Source organism: Sphingopyxis sp. P8 (genome assembly GCF_020622175.1).
GTDB classification, from domain to species: Bacteria; Pseudomonadota; Alphaproteobacteria; order Sphingomonadales; family Sphingomonadaceae; genus Sphingopyxis; species Sphingopyxis jiangsuensis.
In genome coordinates this window covers 40,555-60,210 of the sequence record NZ_JACNMK010000001.1, presented here as the reverse complement: position 1 = coordinate 60,210, position 19,656 = coordinate 40,555, and the positions used below count along the sequence as shown (strand labels likewise).

The following is a 19,656-nucleotide window of genomic DNA, read 5'->3' as shown; positions in this document are numbered from 1 at the left end:
GATGAAACGCTTTCTCGCCCCCGCAATCGCGACGGCGCTCGCCGCCTGCACCGCCGCGCCGCCCACCAGCCTGCCGCGCCCGCCCGCCGAAACGCGCACCGCGACCGAGCTGTCGGCCGGCTGGCAGTTCCGTTTCGACAACGCGCTAACCCCCGACGCTGCGCTCGCCCTGCCCGACACTGCGTGGGAAGCCGTCCAGCTCCCCCACACATGGAACCGCCTCGGCGAATATCGCATCGGGAGGACCGAGGCGACCGACAATCGCCAAGGGCTCGGCTGGTACCGGCTCAACATCGACGGCGCGGCGCTTCCCGCCGGAAAGCGCCATGTTATCGAGTTCGACGCGGTGGGCAACATCGCCGACGTCTGGGTCAATGGCCGCCATGCCGGACGTCACGCGGGCGCCTTTTCGCGCTTCCGCCTCGACCTCACCGACCTGCTCAATCCGAGCGGCGTCAACACGCTCGTTCTGCGGGCCGACAATAATGCGCCAAAGCCGGGCAGCAGCACCGAGCATGTCAATCCGCTCAACGGCGACTTCTTCATCCACGGCGGCATCTATCGCCCGGCGCGCCTGCTTCATGTCGCACCGAGCCATTTCGCGCTCGACGATTATGGCGGCCCCGGCGTCTATGCGACCCCCCGCTTCGCTGCCGATGGCAGCGCCACACTGTCGGTCCGCGCACGTCTGGCGGGAACGACGTCGGCGCAGAGCCTCGTCACCATTCTCCGCAACGCCGATGGCACCACGGTCGCCGAGGCGACGACCCCGCTCGCCGCCGGGCAGACAGAGGCGCAACAGACGCTGTCGGTTGCGGCGCCGCGCCGCTGGAACGGCCGCGCCGATCCCTATCTCTACCGGCTAGAAGCGCAGCTCGTCGAACGCAGCGGCGCGGTCGACAGCGTGACTGTCCCCGTCGGCTTTCGCGAGTTCCGCATCGATCCCGACAAGGGTTTCTTCCTCAACGGCCGCCACGTCCGACTCCACGGCGTATCACGCCATCAGGATTATCTCGGCAAGGGCTGGGCACTCGATCCCGAGGATCATGAGCGCGACATGGAGCTGATCGCCGAAATGGGCGCGAACACCGTGCGTTTCGCGCACTATCAGCATGCGCCGCTGTGGTTCGAACTCGCCGATCGATACGGCATGACCGTTTGGGCCGAGCTGCCGTTCGTCAATGCCGTCGCCTTCACCGACGCACCGGCTTCGCCCGAACTCGTGGCCAATGCGCGGCAGCAGATGCTCGAGCTGATACGCCAGAATTACAACCATCCCTCGGTCATCACCTGGGGTATCGGGAACGAGGTCGACATCGACCTCGCTTTCAACCGCCTCGGTCCCAAGGCCGACGCGCGCGCGCTGCTGCGCGAACTCAACGCGCTGACTCACGCCGAAGACCCGACGCGCCCGACGGTGATCGCCGATTGCTGCGAGGCGACGCCGGGCGATAAGGCGCCCTATCTGCCGCCGCTCACCGGGGAAGCCGACCTGATGGGCTATAACCGCTATTTCGGCTGGTATTACGGTAAACCAGCCGACCTTGGACCGCATCTAGACGCCCTCCACGCGCGTTATCCGCACGTCCCGCTGTCAGTCAGCGAATATGGCGCGGGCGGCGCCACCTCGCAGCATGTCGAGACCCCAGAAACGTTCAAGATCAAGACCGCGGGCCGTCCGCATCCCGAAGAGTTTGAATCCTGGATTCACGAGCAAAGCTGGCCGCAACTGCGCGACCGCCCCTATTTGTGGGCGAACTGGATTTGGAACATGTTCGATTTTTCTTCGAAAATCCGGCAGGAAGGCGACGCGACCGACATCAACGACAAGGGCCTCGTGACCTTCGATCGCAAGGTAAAGAAGGACGTCTTCTTCTATTACAAAGCCCAATGGTCGCCGGAGCCGGTCGTCCACATCACAAGCCGCCGCTGGACGGAGCGCACCGAGCCGAAGACGAAGATCAAGGTCTATAGCAATGCCGACCGCGTCACGCTGACGCTCAACGGCGCGCCGCTCGGCGAGGTTCCGTGCGTCGACCGCATTTGCACGCTCGAAGGCGTCACGCTCGCCCCTGGTCGCAATGTCGCGACCGCCAGCGCGACCTTTGTAGACGGCAAGGTCGAGGACCGCGTCGAATGGACGCTGACCGCCGCCCCCTGAAAAAGAACCGCCCGCGTCAGGCCGCGACGCGGGCGGCAGGAGGAGAGTGACAAATTTTGCGGACTATTTGGCGTCGTCGAGCCATCCGCCGGTGAAGCCGATGCGCTTCAACCCGCGCTGGATATGCGGGTTCTTGCGCATCACTTTCCACACGAGGCCGCTGCGATGGTTTTCCATCATCGCGAGGATCGGTCCCTGGTCGATGCCGATGTAATCGCCCGCGACCCATCCCTTTTGCGCGTCGACCTCGCCCGAGCGCGAGGGGAATTCAGTGAAGGTGAAGCTGGGATTGATCGCGTCCTTGAACCCATAGCGGGTATAGAGCCGCGCGCCATATTTAGAACGCATGGCCATCAGAGCGGGTATCGTCACTTCGGGCGCGAAGGGGATCGACCCGCCCGCCGCGGTGGGAACAATCGTCCCGTCGTCAACGACGCGATGCTCGCTCACGCCGCGCGCCATATAGCCGTTGAAGCTGCGCGGCGTTCCGTTGACGCTGAACTGGTCCTCGGAATAGCCGGGTCCGTCCGACGCGGTCCAGCCCCAGATATCGGCGCTATAGTCCTTCCACTTGTTGGGATTGTCGGCGCCATAAGCGCGCTGCGACAACGTCGCGCGGCGGCTGTTCTCGAAATAGTCGATGCCCTTCTTGCGCATGAACTCGTCGCGAATGCCGCGGAAATCGACCCAGACATGGCTGTACTGATGCCCGAACAGCGGTTCGAACTGCAGATGTTCGTAGCCATAATAGGGGCCCCAATCCTTTTCGAGATTGGCCGCCCATCCCTTGTCCCACGCATCCGTGTCGACGGGGTGCGTCGGCGACCCGAGCGCGAGAATATAGACGAGCATCCCTTCGTTATAGCCGACCCAGTCGTGCGTGCCGAAGTCGCCGCCCTCGCCGCGCTCGGGATACCAGCCCATCGCAATCGACTTGGGACCGCCGCCGTTGCGCGAGGCGATGCTGCTGTTACCGCGCTGGACGAAGGTCCAGTCGACGCGGCGGTAAATTTTTTCCGCCAGGTCGCGGATCTCGGCCTCGACCGGCGTGGCGCGGTCGAAATAGCTTTGCGCAAAAAGCACGCCGCCGAGGAGCAGCGATGTATCGACCGTCGACAGCTCGGTCTTGCCGCGCCGCGTCCCGTCTTCGCTGTTGAGGAAATGATAGAAAAAGCCCTTGTGGCCGGTCACGCCGGAAACGGCGGGCCCCTGCGGAGCTTCCCAGTAAAAGCGCAGGCAGTCGCGCGTGCGCGCTGCGGCTTCGTCGCGGCTGACGTAGCCGCGCTCGGCGCCGATGCCATAGGCGGTGAGCGCAAAGCCGGTCGCCGCGATGCTCGAAAAGGGATTGCTCGGCCAGCGATCGGGCGCAAGGCAGCGCTGGGTGTCGGTCGTATCCCAGAAATAGCGGAAGGTGCGTTCGGTCAACTCTTCCGAGAATGCCGCCTCGCTGATCGGTGGGAGCGTGTCCGACGCTGTATCGGGCAAAACCGCTGGCGGCGGCGTGGTTGAACAGGCGGCAGTAAGCGCCAGAAGGGGCAAGGCGAGCGACCCGAGCCGAGAGACCATCTGTAACTCCAAAAGAAAAGGCGCCGGTCACGGGAGGAATGTGACCGGCGCCGATGTTAGATCGGTTAGAACGAGAAGCCGACCGAGAATTTGAACGTCCGCGGCGGGTAACCGCCTGTGCCGAAGTTCGAGACATCGCCGAACGATCCGTTGACGTCGTTGGGATTATTGTCGTTCGCGTTGCCGTTGTAATTCACGTAATTCTTTTCGTTGAGCACGTTGAACACGTCGACGCGGAGGCGAATGCGCGAATCCTGGCTCAGGAACGGCAGGCCCACATATTTGGTCAACGCGAGGTCTAGCTGACGGATCGCCCAGATGTCGCCGACGATGAACGGCTTTTTGTTGTTGCCGAACGTCCCGACGATCCGGCGCTCGCCGGTGACAGGGTCGTTGGTGAAGCCCTTCAGATAGGGCGGCGACGCAAGCGTGAGTTTGCTCGACAGGGTGAAGCCCAATGGAAGATCGACCGCGCCCGCCGTTACGAAACGGTGGCGGGAAACGCCGGACGAACGGAGCACCGGATAATCTTCGATCGACGGAAAATCGAGCGAGAAGGTCTGGCCGAACGCGCGATTTTCTTCGGCTTCGGTGAAGGTATAGGTCGCCGTGATGTTCCACGGCGAGCTTTGCGTATAACGCTTCACCAGCTTGAGGTAAGCCGAGTCCGCGCTGGTTTCGAGGCCGTTGGTCCCGATGATGATGCTTCCGCGGCCCGGAGGCGCATTGCCGAACGGCGAACTCTGCGGCGTCGGTGCCGGCGCAAAGAAGCTGCCGTCGGGACGACGGTTGCCGAGGAGCCACGCAAAGCCATCATGGCTTTCGATGTGGGTATAGCCGATTTCCGCGTTGAGGAGGCCGAACTGACGGCGCAGGCCGAGGCTGAACTGGTCCGAATAGGGGACCTTCAGATCATTATCGATGAAGCGAAGTTCGGCACCGCCTTGCGAACCGACCGACGCCACCAGCTGCTGGCGGCCAGCCTCGGTCAGATAAATCGGATCCCACGGTACGCAAGTCGGCGACGGTGTGCAGTTGTTGCGCGTATCGCCCGGCACCTGGAAGCGGAAGGTGCGCGTCGTAAACCCGCCGACGCTCGTTTCCTGCTGGATGAAGTCGAACTGGTTGCGGTCGTACGAGCGTCCGAAACCGCCGAACAGCACGAACTGGCTTTCGGGATCGATTTCATAAGTGAAGCCAATGCGCGGCTGGAAGGCGCCCGTGAAGGTCTTGCGTTCGCTGCCAGTCGATATGAAGTCGTTGATGTCATAATCGGCGTTGACGAGGTTAGGATAATTGGCCGCCGAAACAGCGGCCAACGCCTGCGCCGAATGTACGAAATTCACGAATGCGGGCGTGCGGTCATAATCCCAACGCAAGCCCACGTTCAGCGTAAGCCGATCGGTCACTTCCCAATCGTCCTGGACATAGAGGCCGAGCTGGAAGTTTTTCGATTTGACCACCGGGTTGCCGCCGAGGCCTGAATCGAAACCGAACTGAACCTGATAGGGGATCGTGTCGTTCCACGTCGCCCCATTGTACATCGTGTTATAGGTGAACACCGGATTGAAGAGGTTGAGCTGCAGCGAATTGAGCTTGACCCACTTCGCCTTCACGCCCGCCTTGATCGTGTGGCGCTCGGTCCCGGTCCAGGTGAAATCATTCTGGAACGAAAAACCTTTTTGCCCCTTGTCCTGATAGTTGGAGCCGCCGCCGGTCTGGAAAATCTGGCCGCCCGTGGCGTCCTGGTAGCGGAACGCATTCTCGAACGTACGCGGCGTCGGCGCCCAGCTAACGTCCTCATAGGTCAGCTTGAGGTCGTTGATCCAATTGTCTGCCGTATGCTCCCAGCGCAACAGGCCGCGATATTCGGTGACATTTTGATCGATGGTTGTCGAACGAAGGTTCGAGCCCGAGTTGATGCCGTCGCCGGTTTCGCGGCGATATTTGAGCGACGCCTGGAACAGGTCCGACGAATTGGGCGTGAAGTCGAGCTTGCCGAAGATCAGATCTTCGTTGAAGCGCTTGCTGAAACCGCCAAATTCACCCGCAAATGCGGCGGGGATATTCGCGACATTGTTTGCGCTTCCCGGCTGGATGTCGAGCGGCTGGTCGATCCGCTTGCCTTCGTAGGCGCCAAAGAAGAACAGCTTGTCCTTGATGATCGGCCCGCCCAGAGAGACGCCGAACTGCATGTCGCGCATCGGCGTCTTCGGCACATCGATTTCTGTAGGCACATTGGGTGAACCGCTGAATTTCTCGTCGGGACTGCGCGAGCGAAGATGCTCGTCGGTATATTCGAAGAAAGCGTCGCCGTGGAATTCATTGGTACCCGAACGGGTTACGGCAGTGACCGCTACCGAACTCACCTGATCGAACTCTGCCTTATAGTTTGACGTGAGCACGCGATATTCGCCGATGGCCGACTGCGGGAAAGGGTTGCCGACGCTCGAATCCTGGCCGGTGATGCCGTTCTTGAGGACGTAATCCTTCTGCCCGACGCCATCGATAAAGATGTTTGTGGTGCGGCTGTCCTGCGCGCCGCCCTGCAGACGCGATTGCCCGGCCGCATTGGTCACGAACTGGACGCCCGGTGCCAGATCCGCAAACGCCAGGAAGTTGCGGTTCGACTGCGGCAGCGTCTCGATCTCGCGCTGCGTGATATTGAGACCGACTTCGCCGCCTTCCATCGTGCGGATGCGGCTGCCGGTCACGATGATCGCATTGTCATCACCGGTCGCAATTTCGGGCGCCGACAAATCGAAATCGAGCACCGCATCCTGCGCGACCAGCAAGGTGAATTCGTCGGTACGGCGAACACCGCCCGGCGTCGTCAGTTCAAGACGATACGTCCCCGGCGGCAGCGAGGCAAAGGTATAGGCGCCACCAGCCGTGACTGTCGAGGTACGCGACAGTCCGGTATTCACATTGATAGCCGTGACCTGCGTCACGCCACCTTCGGCAGCGACGGTGCCACGAAGCGATGCGTTGACCTGCTGCGCAAAGGCCGGCGCCGAAAATCCGACGGCGAGCGCACCAGCGGCGCTGCTCCACGCCAATGCGGCGGCGAGCGCACGAGCGCGCGACGGGCGCGCAGAATGAACCTGACTCTGACGAAATGACTTCACGGCATCCTCCCTTACGGTGTCCCCGGACCCCCGCCTTCGCCTTTCGAACCCGCGCGGCTTTTGAACCGTCGCGGCGACGAATCGCAGGAAATCCCGTTGCTGCTTTTTTGATTTGTAACCGGTTTCATGATGACTGTATAGGGGGAAGTGCAATCGACGGACGATATTTGTCCGTCGCGCCAAAAGTCGCCATTTTCTGCGGCCCAAGGCACAAAGGCATTGTAATAGATCTGTTTGGGAAGGACGAATCATGTCGCCGATTTCGCGCAACCTCACCCGTTTGACGCTGGTGTCGCTGCTGGTCGCAGCACCGCTGGTGCCGACGCCCGCACTCGCCAAGTTCGCACCCAACGCGACTGCTGGCGAACTGGTGGACTCGACTGCCTGGACGCGCGCTGACCCCAAGATGGATCGCTTTGTCGCCAACCTCATGGCGAAGATGACGCTCGACGAGAAGATCGGCCAGTTGACCCTGCTCACCAGCAACTGGGAGTCAACCGGCCCAACGATGCGCGATTCTTATAAGGAGGACATTCGAAAGGGCCGCGTCGGCGCGATCTTTAACGCCTATACCGCCAAATATACGACCGAGTTGCAGCGCCTCGCGGTCGAAGAAACGCGCCTCAAAATCCCGCTGCTCTTCGGTTATGACGTGATCCACGGCCATCGCACCATCTTCCCGATCTCGCTCGGCGAAGCGGCGAGCTGGGACCTTCAGGCCATTGAAAAAGCAGCGCGAATTTCGGCGCTCGAAGCATCGGCAGAGGGCATTCACTGGACCTTCGCGCCGATGGTCGACATTGCGCGCGACCCGCGTTGGGGCCGCATTTCCGAAGGGTCGGGCGAAGACGTCTATCTCGGCAGCCTGATCGCCAAGGCGCGCGTGCGCGGTTATCAGGGCAGCGACCTGTCGCGCCCCGACACGATCCTTGCGACCGCCAAGCATTTCGCCGCCTATGGCGCTGCGCAGGCGGGCCGCGACTATCACACCGTCGACATCAGCGAACGCACGCTGCGCGACGTCTATCTGCCGCCGTTCAAGGCTGCGGTCGATGCCGGAGCGGCGACGTTCATGACCTCGTTCAACGAGGTCGACGGCGTCCCCGCCTCGGGCAGCCGCTACCTCCTCACCGACGTGCTGCGTCATAAATGGGGGTTCAAGGGTTTTGTCGTAACCGATTACACGTCGATCAACGAAATGGTCCCGCACGGCTATTCGGCCGACCTCAAACAGGCGGGCGAGCAGGCAATCAATGCCGGGGTCGATATGGACATGCAGGGCGCGGTCTATATGGAAAACCTTGCCAAATCGGTCGCCGATGGCAAGGTCGACGTCGCACGCATCGACGCCGCGGTGAAGGCAATTCTCGAGATGAAATATCGCCTCGGTCTGTTCGACGATCCCTATCGCTACGCCGATGAGGCGCGCGAGAAGGCGACGCTCTACAAGCCCGAATTCCTAGAGGCTGCGCGCGACGTTGCGCGCCGGTCGATGGTGCTGCTCAAGAACAAGGACAATACCCTTCCCCTCGCCGCTTCGGCCAAGTCGATTGCAGTCATCGGGCCGCTCGGAAACAGCAAAGAGGACATGATCGGAAGCTGGGCCGCCGGCGGCGATCGCCGCACACGCCCGGTAACGGTCCTCGAAGGATTGCAGGCGCGTGCGCCAAAGGGCGTCAGCGTCGCCTATACCAAAGGCGCGGGTTATAATTTTGACGATGCGGGCAAGGCCGAGGGCTTCGCCGAAGCCCTTGCTCTCGCGGAGAAATCCGACGTCATCATCGCCGCAATGGGCGAGCATTGGAACATGACCGGCGAAGCAGCAAGCCGCACCTCGCTCGACCTTCCCGGCAACCAGCAGGCGCTGCTCGAAGAGCTCAAGAAGGTCGGCAAGCCGATCGTCCTCGTGTTGATGAGCGGCCGTCCGAACAGCATCGGCTGGGCCGAGGAGAATGTCGATGCGATCCTGCACGCTTGGTATCCGGGAACACAAGGCGGTCACGCCATCGCCGATGTGCTGTTCGGCGATTACAACCCATCGGGCAAATTGCCCGTCACCTTTCCGCGCAATGTCGGGCAGGTGCCGATCCATTACGACATGAAGAACACAGGCCGACCGATCGAACTCGGCGCGCCGGGCGCGAAATATGTCTCGCGCTATCTCAACACGCCGAACAGCCCGCTCTATCCATTCGGCTATGGCCTCAGCTACACAAGCTTCACCTATTCGCCGGTGACGCTCAGCAAAGCGAGCATCCGTCCGGGCGAACCGCTGACGGCGACCGTGACCGTGACGAACAGCGGCAAGCGCGACGGCGAAGAAGTCGTGCAGCTTTATGTCCGCGATCTCGTCGGGTCAGTGACGCGTCCGGTAAAAGAACTGAAGGGCTTTCAGAAGGTCATGCTCAGGAAGGGCGAAAAGCGTACGCTGCGATTCACGCTGACCGACGCCGACCTTGCCTTCACACGGCAGGACATGAGTTGGGGCAGCGAACCCGGCAAATACAAGCTGTGGATCGGCCCCTCGTCGGCCGAGGGGTCGGAGACCGAGTTCGAGCTGACGCAGTAAGGAGATTGTCCGTGCGATACCATCTCTCGATCGCCGCGCTCGCCGTCCCGCTGATGCTGGCGGGCGCGGCGCAGGCGAAGGACCAGAAGGGCACGACCCCGCAGCGTCCGAACATCGTCTACATCATGTCGGACGATCACGCTTATCAGGCGATCTCCGCCTATAGATCGGAGGTGTCGAAGCTCGCGCCCACGCCCAATATCGACCGCATCGCCCGCAATGGCGCGATCTTCACCAACAGTTTCGTCGGCAACTCGCTCTGCGGGCCTAGCCGCGCGACGCTGCTGACCGGCCGGCAAAGCAACGCCCACGGCTTCAAGCAGAATGGCAACAAGTTCGACAACAGCATCTGGGTGTGGCCACGCGCGCTGTCGCAGGCGGGCTATGCCACCGCGCTGTTCGGCAAGTGGCACCTCAACTATTCGCCCGAAGGCATCGGCTTCGACGATTGGAAGGTGCTCGACGACCAGGGGGAATATTATAACCCCGACATCATCACGCCCAAGGGGCGGAGCATCGTCGAAGGCTATGCGACCGACCTGACGACGCAATACAGCCTCGAATGGCTCAAGAGCGGGCGCGACAAGTCGAAGCCCTTTGCGATCCTGATCCACCACAAGGCGCCGCACCGCAATTTCATGCCCGCGCTGCGTCATCTGCAGAAATATCAGGGCGTGACATTTCCCGTCCCGGCCAATTATTTCGACGATTACGCCGGACGTCCGGCGGCGGCGGCGCAGGAAATGAATATCTACCGCGACATGTATGAGGGGCACGACCTCAAGATGACGGTTGCGGAGGGCACCGCGCAATTGCGCTACAATCGCTGGCCGGGCGGCTTCGACCGCATGACCCATGCGCAGCAGGCCGAATGGGACCGGCTGATGCAAGCCCACAACGACCGGATGAACGCAGCGAAGCTGACGGAACGCGAATTGGCGGTCTGGAAATACCAGCGCTACATGCAGCAATATCTGGGCACCATCGCCTCGGTCGACGAAGGCGTCGGCGCGGTGCTCGATTATCTGGAGGAAAGCGGCCTCGATAAGAATACGGTTGTCGTCTACACCTCCGACCAGGGCTTTTACCTTGGCGAGCATGGTTGGTTCGACAAGCGCTTCATCTATGAAGAATCGATGCGCACGCCCTTCCTGATCCAATATCCGGGGCATATCCGCCCCGGCACGCGGGTCGCTGCACCGATCCAGAATGTCGACTATGCCCCGACCTTCCTCGAGCTTGCCGGCGTCAAAGGTCCCGACACGCTGCAGGGCCGCTCGCTCCGCGCACTGTTTGCCGGACGCACCCCCGCCGACTGGCGCAAAGACGTCTATTATCACTATTATGAATATCCCGGCTTTCACGCGGTGCGGGCGCATTATGGCGTGCGAAGCGACCGCTACAAGCTCGTCCGCTTTTACAGCAAGGACATCAACAATTGGGAATTCTATGACCTGAAGACCGATCCGTCGGAGATGCACAACCGGATCGACGATTCGAAACTGCAGCGACAGATCGCGCAAATGAAAAAGCGCCTCGTCGCACTCCGCCGCCAATATGGCGACAACGACGGCCCGGCTGTTGACGCGCCGCTGAACTAACGCTCTACGCCGCCGGGCAGCCGGAGCTGTTCGGCGGCAACGCGCTGCAAGACCGCGGTCACGCGCGGATCGAGGCCAATTTCGTGCGCCGCCTTGTCGCCTGCGCCCAAGGTGCGCGGATCGACGCCGGTTACGCGCCCGAAGACGACGAGCGCCTCCAGGTAAGATCCTGCGGCGCTCGCGTGATATTGGTCGTAACTCCACAGATCGACCTGCCCGAAGCTGGTCCCGTCATAGGGATTGGGATCGGCGATCCCCGCCGCCATCGCGCGGTTCCACGCCGCGCCCACCGGGATGACGCCGTCGATGGCATCCGATGCGGCGTCGATCCTGTCCAGCGCCCGCTGTACATCCTCTGCCATGCTGGCGACCGGTCGGCCGTACCAATGGCCGGCGGGCGTATAGATCTGGTCGGCGCGCGACCAGGTTGCCATCAGATAGATGGCGGCACCGGGGTTGGCCTTCTCGATATGGCGCGCGAGTTCGGGAGCGGTTTTGGCCGTGATTTCGGCATTGCCCGGTCGCTGAGGGTCGAGCGTGCTATATTCCTGCAGCACCGCCACGTCCCACCGACCCGCCATCAACGGCAGCCGCTCGCGGATATGGTCCGCCAGGGTAGCGCCGCCGCGCGTCACATGGACGACGCGCCAAATCTGCCCCGTCTGCTCGGCGAAACGTGCGAACAGCGCGGGAATGCCGCCGACATCGGCCTCGACGCGTCCCTCGACCGATTGCGGGCGATAGCGCAGCACCGCCGAATTGGCGCCTTGGGTAAAGCTGTTGCCGACGAACAGGATTGATCGCGCCTCTTCGGCGAAGGCGGGCAGCGACAGACCGGAAAGGGTGAGCGCGAGCAACGCCGCGCGGACCGAAGCAATGGACATATGCGCGACCTGCCAGCCGCGCGCCACGACGTCAATTCACTGCGCGCGAACCGTCGCCAGCTCGATCCGCGCCTGCCGGAACACCTCAACGCTGCCCCACAGCGCGAGCACCGCCATGATTGCTGCGACGACCAGATCGGGCCAGCCCTGCCCCGTCCCGAACACGCCGAGCGCGGCAGCAAGCACCGCCAGATTGCCGATCGCGTCGTTGCGCGAACATATCCACACCGACCGCATATTGGCGTCGCCGGTGCGATAGCGGAACAGCAGGAGCGCAACGACGACATTTGCCGCCAGCGCCAGCGCACCGACGATCCCCATCGTTTCGGCATGCGGCGCGCTTCCGTTCACGAACGCCCAGGCGGTCGAACCGATCACCCACAGGCCGAAGGCAAGCATCGTCGCCGCCTTGACCAGCGCGGCGCGCGCGCGCCACGCCAGCGCCATGCCTGCTACACCCAGGCTGATCGCATAATTGGCCGCATCGCCAAGGAAATCGAGCGCGTCGGCCTGAAGCGCGCGCGAATCCGCCGCCACACCCGCCGCAATTTCCACGCCGAACATCATCGCATTGACGATCAGCGCGATCCACAGGATGCGCCGCCAGCGCGGATCGTTGAGTGCGGTGGTCCCGCTCTTGCTGGCGCAACATTGATCGGCCATCGCCGAAGCCTCCTTGGTGTTTCGAGTCGGCCACCTATATGCACCCTGTAGCAACTACAGGGTCAAGCCATGAAAATCGGCGAGCTATCGCGTGCCACCGGCACCAATGTCGAAACGATCCGCTATTATGAGCGCATCGGCCTGCTTCCCGAGCCCGCGAGGTCGGCGGCCAATTATCGCAGCTATGGTCCCGACCATCGTGCGCGGCTCGTCTTTGTGCGCCACTCGCGCGAGCTTGGCTTCACCATCGAGGAAATCCGCTCGCTCCTCGACCTGTCCGATGACCCCACGCGCGACTGCACCGAGGCCGACCGCATCGCGAGCGCGCATCTGGCGCAGGTGGAAGACAAGATCGCCCAGCTTTCGCTGCTCCGCGACGAACTGAAGCGCATCGTCGGCCGCTGCCGCGGCGGACTGGCGGGCGATTGTCGCGTCATCGAGGCGCTCGCCGACCATTCGCAATGCGAAAGCCAGCATTGAACGATCAGCGCCCCGCCGGGGTCAACTCGTAACGATGATCTTGCCGATCGTCTTGCCATCCTCGAGCGCCTGATGGGCCGCTGCAATGTCGCTGAGCGGGTAGCGCGCGCCGATCGCATGCGTCAGCCGCCCTGCCACGAGTTCCTCGTTGATCGCAGCGGCCGCCGCCGCGTGCGCAGCCTCGTCCATCACATAGACCAGCACGAACCGGATCGTCGCATCGAGCATGACGAGCGACCAGAAGGGCAGAAGGGGTTCGGGGACCGCATCGGACGAATAGGCGGCGACCGCGCCGCGCGGCGCCAGCAGCGCCGTGATCATGTCAAGGTTGGCGCCGAAGGCCACCTCCACAAAGCGGTCGACGCCGCGCTCGGTCCCGGTGAACGCGCGAACGCGCTCGATCAGAACGTCCTCGGAGCGATAGACAACCAGATCGGCCCCCGCAGCCAGCGCGGATTGTTCCTGCTCGGCTCGGCTGACGCTCGCAATCACGCGCGCCCCACCCGATTTGGCGAACTGGATGGCATAACGTCCCACCGCGCCCGCGCCGCCCGAAACGAACACGGTCTTGCCGGTGACCGGGCCATCGGCGAACACGCAGCGATGCGCGGTCATCGCCGGAACGCCCAGGCACGCGCCTTCCTCGAACGACACCCCATCGGGCAGCGCGACGACCTTGACGGCAGGGAGAGCCACATATTCGGCGGCGGCGCCAAACGGACGGCCAAGCTGCGCTTCGTAGAACCAGACGCGGCGCCCTACCCATTCAGCAAGCTCCGCCGACCCGGCTCCCACCACTTCTCCGGCACCGTCCTGGTGCGGAATAATGCACGGGTAGGGCATGGAGGTGCGGCCGCGCGCGCCGCTGCGGCCCTTGGTGTCTGACGGGTTCACCCCCGACGCGCGGACGCGGATCAACAATTCGCCATCCTTTGGCACCGGCATCGGCTGCTCGCCGACCACCAGCACGTCGGCTGCGGTCCCGGTCCGTTCGTACCACGCCGCCATCATCGTCTCTTCCGCCATAATCTCTTTCCTGTCGCTCGCGGGGTCTGCCGCGAGGGGCTCAAGCCCGTTGCCGAAGAAGGCATAGGCTGGTAGAAAGAATTGCGTAAGTACGCACAATTTGGGCCTATACTATCATGAACGTAACTATCGCGGAAAATGAAGCGAAATCACCCATTCGTACCGGTCGAAAACGTGCGCAAAAAACGGGATGCGCCGTCGAGGCGACGCTGTCGGTGATCGGGGGCGTGTGGAAGCCGGTGATTCTCTTTCACCTGCTCGACGGGAAATTGCGCTTCAATGCGATCTGCAGGCTGACTCCCAATGCGACGCAGCGCATGATCACGTTGCAGCTGCGCGAACTCGAAGCCGATGGCATCATTGCGCGGACCGTCTATCCCGAGGTGCCACCGCGGGTGGAATATGAACTCACCGCGCTCGGACGCTCGCTGGAACCGGTGCTGTTGAGCATGCGCGCGTGGGGGGCGAGCTTCCAGAACGGGTATGGCGACTGAGGCGGGCGCTGCAGATGTGAACCCCCGCCCTCTGTGTGCGTTTGACGCAAGGTCACAGCGGGAGTGAATGATGACCAACGGGCAAAGTCTTGAATCGCTGGCCGCGCGGCTGCTTCAGACCGCAAAGGACCGCGAATGGCGCATAGCGACCGCCGAAAGCTGCACGGGCGGGCTTGTCGCGTCGCTGCTCACCGACATTGAGGGGCTCGGCCATGTGTTCGAGCGTGGTTTCGTGACCTATAGCGACGAGGCCAAGACCGACATGCTCGGGATTGAGCAGCAGCTGATCGACGAACGCGGCGCGGTGTCGGCCAAAGTGGCCGAAGCGATGGCGCGCGGGGCGCAGCAGCGCTCGCGTGCGGAACTCGCTCTGGCCATAACGGGTTTCGCCGGGCCTGCGGGGCCAGGTGACGAGGAGGGACTGGTCTATGTCGCCGCCCGCTGCGGCGCGCGGATGGAAATTGGCGAACATCACTGGGGAGCGATCGGCCGCGACGCGGTGCGCGCAAGATCGGCGCGCGCGGCGATGCGGCTGCTGCTCGATCTTGTGGAACACGATGGGAAATAGGTGGGACGATTCTGTTGCCCGGCTCGTCCCCAGCCGCTGGTATCCGATTCTGTTGCCCGGTTCGGTCCGAACCGCGTTCTATTTGTCTAACCTTAGGCCGTGAGGCTTATCGGTTAGGCAGCAAGAGCGAGTGCTTCGTTATCGTTAGCACTTATAGGTTTGAGCCTTTAACGGGTTACTCAGCCCGGAAGAAAACATCGCCTTTGAACACACGTCGATCCTGGTTCGGCCCCGTCAGAAGCCCGCTCGCCATGCGGCAGCGCGGGTTTGTGGTGGAGCCGCCGGGTACTGCCCCCGGGTCCGCTGTGTCTATTCCACGACACCATTTATCCTCATAGCCGACCGAAGCCGGCACCGACCAATATAGGAAAGCCGCCGGCGCTTGGAAAGGGCGCGGGCGGCTTCATCACACAAATATCTGATATTAATTTATTTTTTTCGCAATTCATCGCGAATCTCGGTCAGCAGGTCGACCTCACTCGGTCCCGCCGGCGCGGGCGCTTCGTCTTCATGCCTGCGCATCACCCGGTTCACCCAGCGCACGAGCAGAAAAATGATGAACGCGAGGATCAGGAAGTTGATCACCGCGGTGATAAAAGCGCCATAGCCGATCATCGCCACGCCCGCCTCTTTCAGTGCGGCATAGTCGTCCGCCGCTACGCCACCGGGCACGCTGCCGAGCAGGATGAATTTGCTCGAGAAATCGACCCCGCCGAATATTGCGCCGACGACCGGCATGATGACATCCTCGGTCAGCGAGGTGGTGATGGTCGCAAAGGCGCCGCCGATGATGACACCGACCGCAAGGTCCATGACATTGCCCTTGGCAATGAATTCCTTGAATTCCGACAACATGTTGGCATTCCCCTTTTCCATGTTTCGCAGCGTTGAGCGTGGCGCGGCGATTGCACAAAGGCAAGCGGCTTCCTATTATCTGTATTGTTGCGGCAAAACGCCGCCGGAGGGAGATTTACGACCATGACTATTCGTTCCGCGCGCTGGCTGATCCTGCCCGCCGCCGCGATGAGCCTGTCGGCCTGCGGCATCAACAGCGTGCCAACCAAGGAAGAAGCCGCGAAGGCGAAGTGGGCGAATGTCGAGGCCGCCTATCAGCGGCGCGCCGACCTGATCCCCAACCTTGTCGAAACCGCCAAGGGCGCGGCGCAGATCGAGCAATCAACGCTGGAAGGCGTCATCCAGGCGCGCGCATCGGCAACGCAGGTCAAGCTCAGCACAGACGACCTTGAAGACCCGGCGAAGGTGCAGGCGTTCCAGCAGGCGCAGGGCAATGTGTCGAGTGCGCTCGGCCGCTTGCTCGTCACAGTCGAGCGTTATCCCGACCTCAAGAGCCAGCAACGCTTCGCCGATCTGATGACGCAGCTCGAAGGCACCGAGAACCGGATCAATATCTCGATCCAGGACTATAATGCGGCCGTTCAGGATTATAACACCACGATCCGCACCTTCCCCGACATCATTGGCGCCAAGATCGTTCACGGCGCCGACCCGATGACGCCTTACAAGGCCGTGAATCCGAACGCCGAACAGGCCCCCAAGGTCGATTTCGGCAGCTAGGGCAACAGGATATGCCCCATTTTACGTTCGCCCTGAGCTTGTCGAAGGGCCGTTCCGAGCCTCCAAGCGAGAAGAGCGAAGAACGGTGCTTCGACAGGCTCAGCGCGAGCGGCATTTTTCGGAGTAAAATCTGGCAACTCCTGTCGGGGATTGTCGCACTTGGCGTTATTGTCTCGGCTCCCGCCACTGCCCAGACCTTTCCCCAACGCGCGACCGAACCCGTGGTGGATCAGGCGGATATCATCCCGGCTGACAAGGAAGCCGCCCTCAACGCCCAGCTCACGCAACTGTTCGAAACGACCGGTCGCCAGCTCGTCGTCGCCACGGTCAACGACCTCGAGGGCCATGATGTCGCCGACTATGGCTATCGGCTCGGCCGCGAATGGGGGATCGGCGATGCCGAGAAAGACGACGGCGTCGTCTTTCTGATCGCGCCGAACGAGCGGCGTATGCACATCGCGGTTGGCTATGGGCTCGAACCGGTCCTGACCGACGCGCTGTCGGGCCGCATCATTCGTGACGTCGTGACGCCACGCTTCAAGGCCGACGATTATCCCGGCGGAATTCAGGCGGGGGTCGACGCAATCGCCGAGCAGATCCAGCTTCCGCCCGAGGAGGCTGCGGCGCGCATCGCCGAGGTTGAGGCGCAGGAACGCGACCGCGCCGACGACGGCAATATCGGCGGGCTGTTCTTCGTTGCCTTCATCGTCATATTTTTCTTCATCCTGCCTATGGTGGGCGCCTTTGGGCGACGCGGCATGCGGCATCGCCGGAATCGCCCGTGGGGCGGCGCGCCCATCATCATCTGGGGCAGCGACTGGGGCAGCGGTGGCGGTTCGTCATGGGGCGGTGGCGGATCGAGCTGGGGCGGCGGCGGTGGCGGTGGCTTCGGTGGATTTTCGGGCGGTGGCGGCAGCTTCGGCGGCGGCGGCGCGTCGGGCGGCTGGTAGGAGGGCGAGCCAATGGCACTCAGAAAAATCAGCCACGTCAGCGAGGCCGACCACCGCATCGTTACCGACGCGGTCGCCGAAGCCGAGCGCGGCACTGACGGCGAGATCGTCACGATCATTGCTGCGCAGTCGGACGGTTATGACGATGTGGCGCTCGTCTGGGCAAGCGTCGGCGCCTTTGTTGCCATGTCGCTCGTGGCGTTGTTTCCGGCTTGTTATCAGGGATTGTACCAGACGCTGACCGGAGGCTGGGGCGCCGAACCAACCGCAAACCAGTGGCTCGGCATCGTGCTGGCCTTTGGCGCGCTCAAATGGATCGGCATCTGGATCATACTGCTGTGGCGGCCGCTGCGTCTTGCGCTCACGCCGCGCGCGATCAAGGCGGGGCGCGCCCGCGCGCGCGCGATCGATCTGTTCAAGGTCGGCACCGAGGCGAAGACCGTCGGGCGCACGGGCGTTGTGCTTTATGTCAGCCTGAAGGAGCACCGCGCCGACATTGTCGCCGACGAAGCGATTGCGGCCAAGGTCGCGCCCGAGGTGTGGGGAGAGGCCATGGCCGCGCTGATCGAGCGTATCCGCGCCGGCCAGCCGGGCGAAGGCATGGCCGAAGCGGTCAGGCAGATGGGCGTCGTCCTCGCTGAACATTTTCCCAAGAGCGACAACAACCCCAACGAGCTTTGCGACCGGCTGATCGAGATTTGACCCAATGACCCGCCCTGCCCTCGGCACCCCCGTCGAGACGCGGTGGGAGGGCCGCTTCATCACCGTCAGGCAGCAGGGCAATTGGGAGTATGTCGCACGCGCGCGCGGCATCCATGCGGCGGTCATCCTTGCCATTGACGATGCGGACGACGGGCGCCACGTCCTGCTCGTCGAACAATATCGCGTCCCGCTCGGCCGATATTGCCTCGAACTGCCCGCCGGGCTCGTTGGCGACGATACGGCAGGCGAGGCGCCCGAGACCGCAGCTGCGCGCGAGTTGGAAGAGGAAACCGGCTACCGCGCCGCCGAATGGCAGACCGTCGGCGAATTCTATTCCTCGCCCGGCATGGTGAGCGAGAGTTTCACGTTGCTTGTCGCGCGCGGCCTCACGAGGGTTGGCGAAGGCGGCGGAGTCGATAGCGAGGATATCATCGTCCACCGCGTCCCTCTGAGCGGCATCGCCGACTTTGTCGCGGCAAAACGCGCCGAAGGCTGCGGCATCGACGTGCGCGTCGCGATGTTGCTTGCGGGAGGGTTACTGGCTTGATGACTCTCTTCGACCGAAGGTCGTGCCTTATTTGATCGTCATCCCCGCGAATAAGCAGATGACTGCTTTCACCTCAAACCGCCGTTGGCAGCGACGTGATGGCCTACCGTCCGCCGAAACGCCAGCGCAGCAGCGGTCGTGCCAGCAGAAGACCTGCGAGAAATCCACCGACATGCGCCCAGATCGCCACCGCGCCGAATCCACTGCTGCCTGCAAAGCCCAGCAGCAATTGCAGCCCGATCCACGCCGCAGCGAGCCACAATGCGCGCACCCAATGGCTGGGAATCGGCCCTATCGCGGGCGCCTGGCTGCGGCTGAACAGCAGTGCGAACACCGCGATCAGCGCAGAGATTGCGCCGCTTGCACCAATCATCGGCACCGCCGAAGCGGGCTCCGACAACCATTGCGCTGCCGCACCCGCATAGGCGCCGACGAGGATCAGCACAGCCATCGCCTTGCTCCCCAGCGGCGCCTCGAGCTGGCGGCCGACGAACAGCAATACGACCATATTGAAGACGAGATGCAGCACCCCGCCGTGCAGGAAGGCCGATGTGAGCGGCGTCAACGCAAAGGGTACCATCGTCCCCGGCGGCAGGATCAGTTCGCTGCCCGACCGCGCGGGAACGAATCCCGCGCGGACGATGGCCTCGATCTGCAGGCCGGTAATCGACAGCAGGATGAACAGCACCGTGCAGGCGAGCGCATAGCCCGTGACCAGCGGCGTATCCTGCGGCCTCATCCC

17 protein-coding genes and 1 other RNA gene are annotated in these 19,656 nt (G+C 62.9%); 10 read left to right on the top strand and 8 right to left on the bottom strand.

Annotated elements, in window-relative coordinates; translation table 11 throughout:
• Position 1 precedes the first annotated feature (1 nt).
• The gene (locus H7692_RS00270; protein WP_222136316.1) at positions 2 to 2,161 is read left to right on the top strand and encodes a glycoside hydrolase family 2 protein; all 2,160 of its coding nucleotides are present in this window, start codon (positions 2 to 4) and stop codon (positions 2,159 to 2,161) included.
• Between the two features lie 63 nt (positions 2,162 to 2,224).
• Here the strand turns inward: H7692_RS00270 and H7692_RS00265 are convergent, their stop codons facing one another.
• Both H7692_RS00265 and H7692_RS00260 read right to left on the bottom strand, forming a co-directional pair.
• Positions 2,225 to 3,727, bottom strand: a complete 1,503-nt coding sequence (locus H7692_RS00265) for a glucoamylase family protein (RefSeq protein ID WP_222136317.1) — start codon at positions 3,725 to 3,727, stop codon at positions 2,225 to 2,227.
• Positions 3,728 to 3,792: 65 nt separating this feature from the next.
• Complete coding sequence (locus tag H7692_RS00260) at positions 3,793 to 6,855, bottom strand: TonB-dependent receptor domain-containing protein (protein ID WP_227339553.1); 3,063 nt, start codon at positions 6,853 to 6,855, stop codon at positions 3,793 to 3,795.
• 250 nt (positions 6,856 to 7,105) lie between these two features.
• Here H7692_RS00260 and bglX point away from each other — a divergent pair, with 250 nt between their 5' ends.
• Both bglX and H7692_RS00250 read left to right on the top strand, forming a co-directional pair.
• The gene (gene bglX, locus H7692_RS00255) at positions 7,106 to 9,424 is read left to right on the top strand and encodes a beta-glucosidase BglX (RefSeq protein ID WP_201924823.1); all 2,319 of its coding nucleotides are present in this window, start codon (positions 7,106 to 7,108) and stop codon (positions 9,422 to 9,424) included.
• A gap of 11 nt (positions 9,425 to 9,435) precedes the next feature.
• Positions 9,436 to 11,025, top strand: coding sequence for a sulfatase (locus H7692_RS00250; RefSeq protein ID WP_227339551.1), 1,590 nt, complete (start codon positions 9,436 to 9,438; stop codon positions 11,023 to 11,025).
• Here H7692_RS00250 and H7692_RS00245 read toward each other — a convergent pair.
• Positions 11,022 to 11,909 (bottom strand): DUF4886 domain-containing protein, encoded by an 888-nt coding sequence (locus H7692_RS00245; RefSeq protein WP_201924822.1) that lies wholly within the window; start codon positions 11,907 to 11,909, stop codon positions 11,022 to 11,024. The genes H7692_RS00250 and H7692_RS00245 overlap by 4 nt on opposite strands.
• Before the next feature lie 36 nt (positions 11,910 to 11,945).
• The gene (locus tag H7692_RS00240) at positions 11,946 to 12,572 is read right to left on the bottom strand and encodes a cation transporter (RefSeq protein ID WP_201924821.1); all 627 of its coding nucleotides are present in this window, start codon (positions 12,570 to 12,572) and stop codon (positions 11,946 to 11,948) included.
• Between the two features lie 69 nt (positions 12,573 to 12,641).
• Here H7692_RS00240 and H7692_RS00235 point away from each other — a divergent pair, with 69 nt between their 5' ends.
• Entirely contained in the window at positions 12,642 to 13,052 is a 411-nt protein-coding gene (locus H7692_RS00235; RefSeq protein WP_201924820.1) for a MerR family transcriptional regulator, read from the top strand.
• A 21-nt stretch (positions 13,053 to 13,073) separates the two neighbouring features.
• On the opposite strand, the gene H7692_RS00230 is transcribed toward H7692_RS00235, so the two are convergent.
• Positions 13,074 to 14,078 carry an NADPH:quinone reductase gene (locus tag H7692_RS00230; RefSeq protein WP_222136320.1) on the bottom strand — a complete coding sequence of 335 codons (1,005 nt, stop codon included), beginning with the start codon at positions 14,076 to 14,078 and terminating at the stop codon, positions 13,074 to 13,076.
• A gap of 116 nt (positions 14,079 to 14,194) precedes the next feature.
• On the opposite strand from H7692_RS00230, the gene H7692_RS00225 reads away from it, so the two are divergent.
• Positions 14,195 to 14,572, top strand: a complete 378-nt coding sequence (locus H7692_RS00225) for a winged helix-turn-helix transcriptional regulator (RefSeq protein WP_222136321.1) — start codon at positions 14,195 to 14,197, stop codon at positions 14,570 to 14,572.
• Positions 14,573 to 14,642: 70 nt separating this feature from the next.
• A complete protein-coding gene (locus tag H7692_RS00220) occupies positions 14,643 to 15,140 on the top strand; it encodes a CinA family protein (protein ID WP_227339549.1) in 498 nt (165 codons plus the stop codon).
• A gap of 38 nt (positions 15,141 to 15,178) precedes the next feature.
• Here the strand turns inward: H7692_RS00220 and ssrA are convergent.
• Together ssrA and mscL are read right to left on the bottom strand one after the other, a co-directional pair.
• Positions 15,179 to 15,533, bottom strand: a transfer-messenger RNA (tmRNA) gene (ssrA, locus tag H7692_RS00215).
• A gap of 36 nt (positions 15,534 to 15,569) precedes the next feature.
• Entirely contained in the window at positions 15,570 to 15,995 is a 426-nt protein-coding gene (mscL, locus tag H7692_RS00210) for a large conductance mechanosensitive channel protein MscL (RefSeq protein ID WP_222136323.1), read from the bottom strand.
• A gap of 123 nt (positions 15,996 to 16,118) precedes the next feature.
• Between mscL and H7692_RS00205 the strand changes: the two genes are divergently transcribed.
• The 4 genes from H7692_RS00205 (at position 16,119) to H7692_RS00190 (ending at position 18,914) form a co-directional block, all read left to right on the top strand.
• The gene (locus tag H7692_RS00205; protein ID WP_222136324.1) at positions 16,119 to 16,715 is read left to right on the top strand and encodes a LemA family protein; all 597 of its coding nucleotides are present in this window, start codon (positions 16,119 to 16,121) and stop codon (positions 16,713 to 16,715) included.
• 113 nt (positions 16,716 to 16,828) lie between these two features.
• Positions 16,829 to 17,665, top strand: coding sequence for a TPM domain-containing protein (locus H7692_RS00200; protein WP_227340030.1), 837 nt, complete (start codon positions 16,829 to 16,831; stop codon positions 17,663 to 17,665).
• A gap of 12 nt (positions 17,666 to 17,677) precedes the next feature.
• On the top strand, positions 17,678 to 18,367 hold the full coding sequence (locus H7692_RS00195; RefSeq protein WP_222136326.1) for a TPM domain-containing protein: 690 nt from the start codon (positions 17,678 to 17,680) through the stop codon (positions 18,365 to 18,367).
• Positions 18,368 to 18,371: 4 nt separating this feature from the next.
• Positions 18,372 to 18,914 (top strand): NUDIX hydrolase, encoded by a 543-nt coding sequence (locus H7692_RS00190; RefSeq protein WP_222136327.1) that lies wholly within the window; start codon positions 18,372 to 18,374, stop codon positions 18,912 to 18,914.
• Positions 18,915 to 19,017: 103 nt separating this feature from the next.
• Here H7692_RS00190 and H7692_RS00185 read toward each other — a convergent pair whose 3' ends face one another.
• Complete coding sequence (locus H7692_RS00185) at positions 19,018 to 19,653, bottom strand: rhomboid family intramembrane serine protease (RefSeq protein WP_201924811.1); 636 nt, start codon at positions 19,651 to 19,653, stop codon at positions 19,018 to 19,020.
• Between the last annotated feature and the right edge of the window lie 3 nt (positions 19,654 to 19,656).